At 71.8% G+C, this 6,684-nt stretch carries 7 protein-coding genes; 3 read left to right on the top strand and 4 right to left on the bottom strand.

The window, feature by feature from the left end:
• The coding region (locus ABT288_RS40015; RefSeq protein ID WP_351618949.1) for a LuxR C-terminal-related transcriptional regulator at window positions 1-915 on the top strand (915 nt) is incomplete at its 5' end.
• Here ABT288_RS40015 and ABT288_RS40010 read toward each other — a convergent pair.
• The 4 genes from ABT288_RS40010 to ABT288_RS39995 form a co-directional block, all read right to left on the bottom strand.
• Complete coding sequence (locus ABT288_RS40010) at window positions 902-1,627, bottom strand: VOC family protein (protein ID WP_351618946.1); 726 nt, start codon at window positions 1,625-1,627, stop codon at window positions 902-904. The genes ABT288_RS40015 and ABT288_RS40010 overlap by 14 nt on opposite strands.
• A complete protein-coding gene (locus ABT288_RS40005) occupies window positions 1,561-2,448 on the bottom strand; it encodes a hypothetical protein (RefSeq protein WP_351618943.1) in 888 nt (295 codons plus the stop codon). Before ABT288_RS40005 ends, ABT288_RS40010 begins: the two co-directional genes overlap by 67 nt.
• A gap of 79 nt (window positions 2,449-2,527) precedes the next feature.
• The gene (locus ABT288_RS40000) at window positions 2,528-2,794 is read right to left on the bottom strand and encodes a hypothetical protein (protein ID WP_351618940.1); all 267 of its coding nucleotides are present in this window, start codon (window positions 2,792-2,794) and stop codon (window positions 2,528-2,530) included.
• 54 nt (window positions 2,795-2,848) lie between these two features.
• On the bottom strand, window positions 2,849-3,013 hold the full coding sequence (locus tag ABT288_RS39995; protein ID WP_351618937.1) for a hypothetical protein: 165 nt from the start codon (window positions 3,011-3,013) through the stop codon (window positions 2,849-2,851).
• A 449-nt stretch (window positions 3,014-3,462) separates the two neighbouring features.
• Here ABT288_RS39995 and ABT288_RS39990 point away from each other — a divergent pair, with 449 nt between their 5' ends.
• Window positions 3,463-4,407 (top strand): LuxR C-terminal-related transcriptional regulator, encoded by a 945-nt coding sequence (locus ABT288_RS39990; protein WP_351618934.1) that lies wholly within the window; start codon window positions 3,463-3,465, stop codon window positions 4,405-4,407.
• A gap of 243 nt (window positions 4,408-4,650) precedes the next feature.
• A complete protein-coding gene (locus tag ABT288_RS39985) occupies window positions 4,651-6,657 on the top strand; it encodes a carbamoyltransferase C-terminal domain-containing protein (protein ID WP_351618931.1) in 2,007 nt (668 codons plus the stop codon).
• Window positions 6,658-6,684 lie beyond the last annotated feature (27 nt).

Below are 6,684 nucleotides of genomic sequence, written 5' to 3'. Positions count from 1 at the left end.
CTGGGCGCGCTGGCCGCCATGGCCGCGGCCGGGGGGCGCTCACCCCGGCGCGCGGTCCGGCTGGCGGCCCGGTGCGTGAGCGGCGCTTCACCCGCCGAAGCGGGTATCGGGGTGCTCGGCGCGGCGATGGCCTTCGCCTGGAGCGGCCGGCTGGACGAGGCGGCCGCCTGGGCCGGCCGGGTGGTCCGCTCGGCCCAGCGCATGAACCACCCGGGCGAGCTGGCGCTGGCGCTGCTGGCCCGCTCCGACATCGCCTACCGGCAGGGGCACCTGGACACCGCGCTGTCCGACGCCGACCGGGCGGCCCGGCTGGCGGCGCAGATCCATGCCGACGAGCTGGTCGGCGCGGCGACCGCACTGCGGATCCGGGTCCTGTTGCGGCGCGGCCAGGTTCCCGACGAGTCGCGGCTCACCCGGGCCGCGCTGCCCGCCGACACCCATCCGCTGGTCCGGGCGGTGGTGCTGGAGGCCCGCGGGCTGGTCGCGGCGGCGCGCGGCGACCACAAGGAGGCACTCCGGCTCTTCCTGGAGTGCGGCCACCAGCTGGCCGTGCGGGGCATCGCCAACCCCGCCTGCGTCCCGTGGCGCACCCACGCCGCCCAGGCGTACCAGATGCTGGGCGAGTACGCCGCGGCCCGGACCATCGCCGCCGACCCGCCGCCCGGTACGGACACCCGTCCCCGCCCGGCACCGGATCGCGGCCCGGTGATCGGTACGCGCGACGCGGGCCCGGTCCGGCTCACCCCGAGCGAGCGCAGGGTGACCGAGCTCGTCCTGCAGGGGCTGAGCAATCTGGAGGTGGCCGAGCGGCTCTGCCTGAGCAAGCGTACGGTCGACACCCACCTGGGCCGGATCTACCGCAAGCTCGCCATCAAGGGACGTGCCGAACTCGGCGCGGCCGTCAAGGCGTTGTGACGCCGATCAACCCGAACTCGGCACCCCACGGGTCCCGCAGCACCGTCGGCTCTCCCGGGCCGGAGCGGACCACCGTCGCCCCCTGAGCGAGCGCCCGGCGCACGGCGTCCGCCGCGTCGGCCGCGCCGAAGTACGGCAGCCACAGCGGCCGGCCCTGGTCGCTCTCGACCACGCGGGCCTGGGCGGACCCGTCCAGTTCCAGCTCCAGCCGCTCGTCCTGCGAGGCGAGCCGGTAGCCGAACAGTTCGCCGTAGAAGCGGGCGGCCCGTACGGCGTCGGGCACCCGCAGCTCGTGCCCGGAGACCGTCCCGGGCTCCCCGGCGAGCACCACTCCCTCGTCGTGGTGGCCCTCCCAGAAGCCGACGACCACGCCCGAGGGGTCGACCGCGAGGAAGAGCCGCCCGTCGTCACCCGCCGGCACCGGGTTCATCACCACCCGTCCACCCAGCCGCCCGACCTCGACGCAGGTGTGGTCGGCGTCCTTGGTGGCCAGATACACGTTCCAGGTGGCGTTCGGGGGCATTCCGGCCGGACTGCCACCGAAGCCGGCGACGATGTGCCCGTCGAGCGTGGCCAGGTGGTAGCCGGCCGTCTCGGTGGTGAACTCCCAGCCCAGCAGCGCCGTGTAGAACGCCTGGCTCGCGGTCAGATCCGGAGTGATGCAGTCAACCCAGCACGGTGTGCCGGCGGCGTAGTCGGTACGTAAAGGCATGCTTCCCCCTCCTCGTGAGGTACTTCCTGGTCGATCAACCCGGCCGCCTCCTCCGCCCCGCTGACGCCGGGCAGTTCCAGACGGTGGGCGGGCGCTGCGTCGAGCAGCCCGGCAGAACCCTCCGGCCATGCCTGCACGGCGAACTCGGCGGGCGTCAACCGGACGCTTTCATCAGCACTTCGGCACAGCTGGACCAGCGTAGGCGGGCCCAGCCTGGCCCGGACCGGCGCCACCGGCCCGAGACACTCCGGCCGCACCAGCAGCACCTCGGCGCCGGCCGGCGAGGTGACCGCGAGGCACAGCTCGTTCGGCAGTCCCGCGCCCCGCAGCCAGGCGGCTGCCCTGCCGCGCGCCTGCAGGGGGACGAGATACGGCAGGACCTCCCCGGTACGGCGGTCCAGCACCAGCAGCCGGCCGGAGACGAACTCCCAGGACCGGTGTGCCAGCGCCGCCCCGACGTTGGCCTGCTCCGCGTACGGTCCGCCGATCAGCGCCACCGTCGCGCCTGCCTTGGCGAGCACGACGGCCGGCACCAGGCAGAACCGGTCCTGCAGCGCGGCGAAGGGCGGCAGGGCAGGAGGCACGTTCCCCCAGCCCCGGAAGGCCCGGCGCAGCAAGGGGGTGCCGTCACCGCGCCGCACCAGGAACTCCGCCGGGGCGGGACCGGCCGACGCGGAGAACTCCACGCGGAGTTGACCGGGACCGCCGGGGTTCTTCACGATGTGCGGACCGAAGTGGAACGCGACCTCGTCCCGGTCGGCCGAGATGACAGCGACTTCGATGCCGAAGAAGTTCAGCACGATCGGTTCCCATGCCGTCACAGCGTCTCCTGACGGGTTGTTGCACATTCCGTTGAGCGGTGCGGTGCGGTGCGGTGCGGTGCGCGGGCGCGGACGCGCCCTAGTGCGGCCCGGGGCCGAGGCGCCAGCCGTGGAGCTGAGAGGCCGCCCACAGCGCCCGGCGGCACAGATCGGCGCCGGCCGCGTCTGCCGCGCAGGGGCTGTTGCCGGTGTAGAAGAGGACCACATCGGTCCGCCCCGGACGGGCGGCCACGCTGACGTGCTCCAGCCCGTGGCGTTCCTCGGCCACGGCCCACAGCAGCGAGCCCAGCAGGGTCCCGTCCAGGACGTGCTCCGGGGTCGGTCCGACCAGCGTGGCGGTGGCCATGTGCACGGTTGTCTCAGCCCTTTTGGATCGGTGGTGCGGACGGCGGGGCCGGTCTCAGTCCCAGTGGATGTCCTCGTCACCGACGAACCCACCGCCGTGCACGGCGGTCTGTACGGCGGTGGAGACGGCGGTGGAGACGGCGGTGGTCGTGCCGGCCGGCAGGGTGCCGTGCGCCGCCGCGTGGGCCGGGCCGGCCAGCACGCCCAGCGAAACGAACATCGTGAGCAGAGCGGACGCAGAGAGCTTGGTACAGGAAAGCATGATTCCCCCAGGAAATTCTTTGCTCCGATATACGGCCGCAGGTCAATTCCTGATGTGCCGCCATCACGGGTGAGGGCGAAATCATCATCGGCCGGCGTATCGGATTGGGAAGGCCCCCGTGGCCTCCCGGCAGGAAGGATTCTGCTGGAGCCGTCCACGCTTCGGAAGATCTTCGGGGCGGCATGAAAAGCACCTTGGCACTTTGGTGCCACGCAAATGCGGAGCGGTGGGGCCGGCTGCGGCGGGGATCACGCCGTGGCTGGTTGTCGTCCCTCTCGGCGGCGTGGGATGATCGGTCGGCGGTACGCCCGAACGGGGGGCCGGGGGGATCAAGGGCCGTGCGTGCGAGGGGTGATACGCCAGCCATGCGGGGAATCGATGGTGCGACACAGGCGGTTTACCGACTGATGCTGACCGACCATCAGCTGGGAGTCGAGGAGCTGTCGTCACGGCTGGGCATGAGCGAGTCCGAGGTGCGGGCCGCGCTCGACCAGCTCGCCGACCTCCGGTTGCTCCGGCCTTCCGAGGAGGTGCCCGGTGAAGCCCCCGGCGGACTGCTGCCCGTCGATCCGCGGGTCGGACTGGCGGCCCTGCTGCAGCACAACGAATTGCAGCGGCAGCGCCGTGAGCAGGAGTTCGAGGAGAGCCAGGCCGCGATCACCCGGATGCTGGCCGAGTACCGCGACGAGTCGGCGAGCGAGCAGAACAACCGGATCGAGCGGCTGATGGGCATGGCGACCGTGCAGGCCCGGCTGGAGGAGCTGACCCGTTCGATCTCCACCGAGTGCCTCGCGTTCAGCCCCGGCGGAGCCCGGTCCGCCGCCTCCCTGGAGGCGAGCCGTCCGCTCAACATGGAGGCCCTCGGCCGGGGCGTGCGCATGCGCTCCGTCTTCCTGGACAGCGTCCGCAAGGACCGCGCGACCACCAAGCACGCCGAGTGGCTGACCGAACTGGGCGGCCAGGTACGGACGGTACCGGCGCTGCCCTTGAGGATGGTCATCTTCGACCGGGAGGTCGCCCTGGTCCCCCTCGATCCGGCCGACACCCGCAAGGGCGCGGTCCAGATCACCTCCATGGGTGTGATCACCGCCCTGGTCTCCCTGTTCGAGCAGGTCTGGGCCGACGCGACACCGCTGGGCACCCCGCAGGAGCGGGACGAGCAGGGACTCACCCGCCAGGAACAGCAGTTGCTCCGGCTGCTGGGCCAGGGCTACACCGACGAGGCCGCCGGCAAGCACCTCGGACTGTCGCTGCGCACCGTCCGCCGGATGATGGCGGACCTGATGGAACGGCTCGGTGCGCGCAGCCGCTTCGAGGCCGGACTCCACGCGGGCCGCCGCGGCTGGCTCTGACCACGACGGCCGTCCGGCGCGAGAACAGCCGGAATACCGAATTCGGTTACTGCGCATACGTACACCGGAAATAGCGGCCGTACGTACCACGGTTTTTCGGTATGTACGGGCTCCGGTGGGCGTGTTTGAATGACCGCGTTGTCACCGACGCCGGGGAAGGCGGCTGGTCTTTGGCGGGGATGACTCCTTCCCTCGCGGTGGACCGGAAATACCTCGTCCTGGCAGCCAGAGGAAAGAGGAATCGTGACCGAGTATTTCCTGTCCGCCTATCTCACTCCGCCCGGACCGGGCGCGGTGTTCTCCGTGCGTCACGACCAGAACGTCGCCCTCTGGCGGCAGGAGGGATCGGCGCTGACGCTGGTCCGCGTCTGGGAGCTGGAACGGGTCAGCGGGCAGAAACACCACTTCTGGCCGCTCTACACCGAGGAGCGCGCCACGGCGTTCCTGGACGCCCTGCTGGCCGAGGAGGGCCTGACCCTCGCCGACATCAGCGCCTGCTGGGGCACCCCGGGTCTGCCGAAGGACCGGCCCGTGCCGAAGCCGGCCGGTGCCGAGGACTTCCCCGTCCACAGCCTGGCCCACCTCTTCAGCGGTGTCATGCGCGACACCAGGCTCTTCCGCGAGGAACAGATCATCGGTCTGGCCATCGACGCGCTCCCCGACTACGCGCAGGAGAACCGCCCCAATCGCTACTGGTACGCGGGCTGCGTGTCCAAGGCCGGGCAGATCACCTTCGAGCCCGTCGAGTCACCCGGACCCCTCTACACGGCCGCCGAGACCGTCTTCGGCCTGGAACCGGGCTCACTGATGGCCCTGGCCTCGGCTTCACCGACCAGCATCCCGTTCGACACCGAAGCCGCGATCGAGGATGTGACGTTCTTCGGCGGGGCGGCGACGCAACCGTGGAAGCAGGCACATGATCTGGTGCGCGACATCGTCGCCGAAGCCGAACGCCGGCTGGAGGGAAGGACCCTCGACCCCGCGCTCAGCCGCGAGGACCACCTGCGCAGCGCCGTGATGAAGGTCGTCCAGCGCTGCTGCGAGTCCATCGCCGTCCGCAACGTCGAGCGGCTGCTCGCGGCGGGCGGAATCCGGGCCGAGGACACCTATCTGTCCACCAGCGGCGGCTACGCGCTCAACTGCCCCACCAACACCCTGCTGATGGACCGGTTCGGCTTCAAGGGGCTGATCACCCCGCCCTGCGCCAACGACTCCGGCCAGGGCATCGGCCTGGGCCTGCTCGGCCTGTACGGCTCCGGCGCGCTTCGGACGGCCGAACTCCGCATCGACTCGGCCTACTTCGGCCGCGACGTGACGGACGCCGAGGACGCCGTCGCCGAGTTCGCCCCGTGGATCGCCTCGGTCACCGACTTCTCGGCGGACCGGTTCGTCGGCGATGTCTCCGACGGCGTCATCGCCTGGGTCGACGGCCCGGCGGAGCTCGGGCCGCGCGCGCTGGGCCACCGCAGCCTGCTCGGCGACCCGCGGTCGGCCAAGGTCAAGGACATGCTGAACGACATCAAGCGCCGCCAGTGGTGGAGGCCGGTCGCGCCCGTCGTGATGGCGGAGCACGCACCGCAGTGGTTCGCCTCGGACCGCGAGTCGCCGTACATGCTCGAAGCGGTCCAGGTGCGGCCCGAAGTGCGCGATCTGGTGCCCGCGATCGTTCATCTGGACGGCTCGGCCCGGCACCAGACCGTCACCGCGCGGGCCAACCCGGCGCTGCACCGGGCGCTGGACGCCTTCCGGGCCGCGACCGGGGTGCCGATCCTGTGCAACACCTCGCTCAACGACAAGAGCGAGGCCATCGTGGACACGGCCGCGGAGGCGCTCAACCTCTGCGTCCGCAAGGGCATCGGCGTGCTGTACCTGTGCGGGCGGCGGGTGGAGCTGAGGGCGGACCCGGTGCCGGCGGTCCCGGCGCCCGAGGGCCCACGCCCGCGCGCCCTCGAGTACTTCGCGGGCCAGGAGGCGGACCGCGACGCGCTGTGGCAGAGCTGGCTGGACCGCGGCTACACGGTCGAGGGCATGTACCACCTGTCCCGCAGCCACGAGCTGCGCGCGGAGCAGGAGATCTCGACGCCCGAGCGGGTCAACATGCTCGCCGCCTACCGCGTCAAGGCCGACCCGTCCTTCGCCGGGCTCGTCGAGAACTTCCGGCGCACCCACGGTCCCGGCGGCTCCTTCGTCGACCCCTCGACGCTGACCGGCGCCTTCGGCGTCATCAACCCGCTGCGCCGCAGCCGCTGAGGCGACCGCCGCGCAGGCGGACGGGGG

It is taken from the genome of Streptomyces sp. NPDC001093 (genome assembly GCF_040298985.1).
GTDB lineage: Bacteria > Actinomycetota > Actinomycetes > Streptomycetales > Streptomycetaceae > Streptomyces.
This window is presented reverse-complemented; position numbering and strand designations above follow the sequence as displayed.

Bases quoted from the DNA above. Each gene is read 5' to 3' on its own strand.
- ABT288_RS40000 (WP_351618940.1), bottom strand. From the start codon at position 2,794: ATGGCCACCGCCACGCTGGTCGGACCGACCCCGGAGCACGTCCTGGAC.
- ABT288_RS39990 (WP_351618934.1), top strand. From the start codon at position 3,463: ATGCTGACCGACCATCAGCTGGGAGTCGAGGAGCTGTCGTCACGGCTG.
- ABT288_RS40010 (WP_351618946.1), bottom strand. From the start codon at position 1,627: ATGCCTTTACGTACCGACTACGCCGCCGGCACACCGTGCTGGGTTGAC.
- ABT288_RS39995 (WP_351618937.1), bottom strand. From the start codon at position 3,013: ATGTTCGTTTCGCTGGGCGTGCTGGCCGGCCCGGCCCACGCGGCGGCG.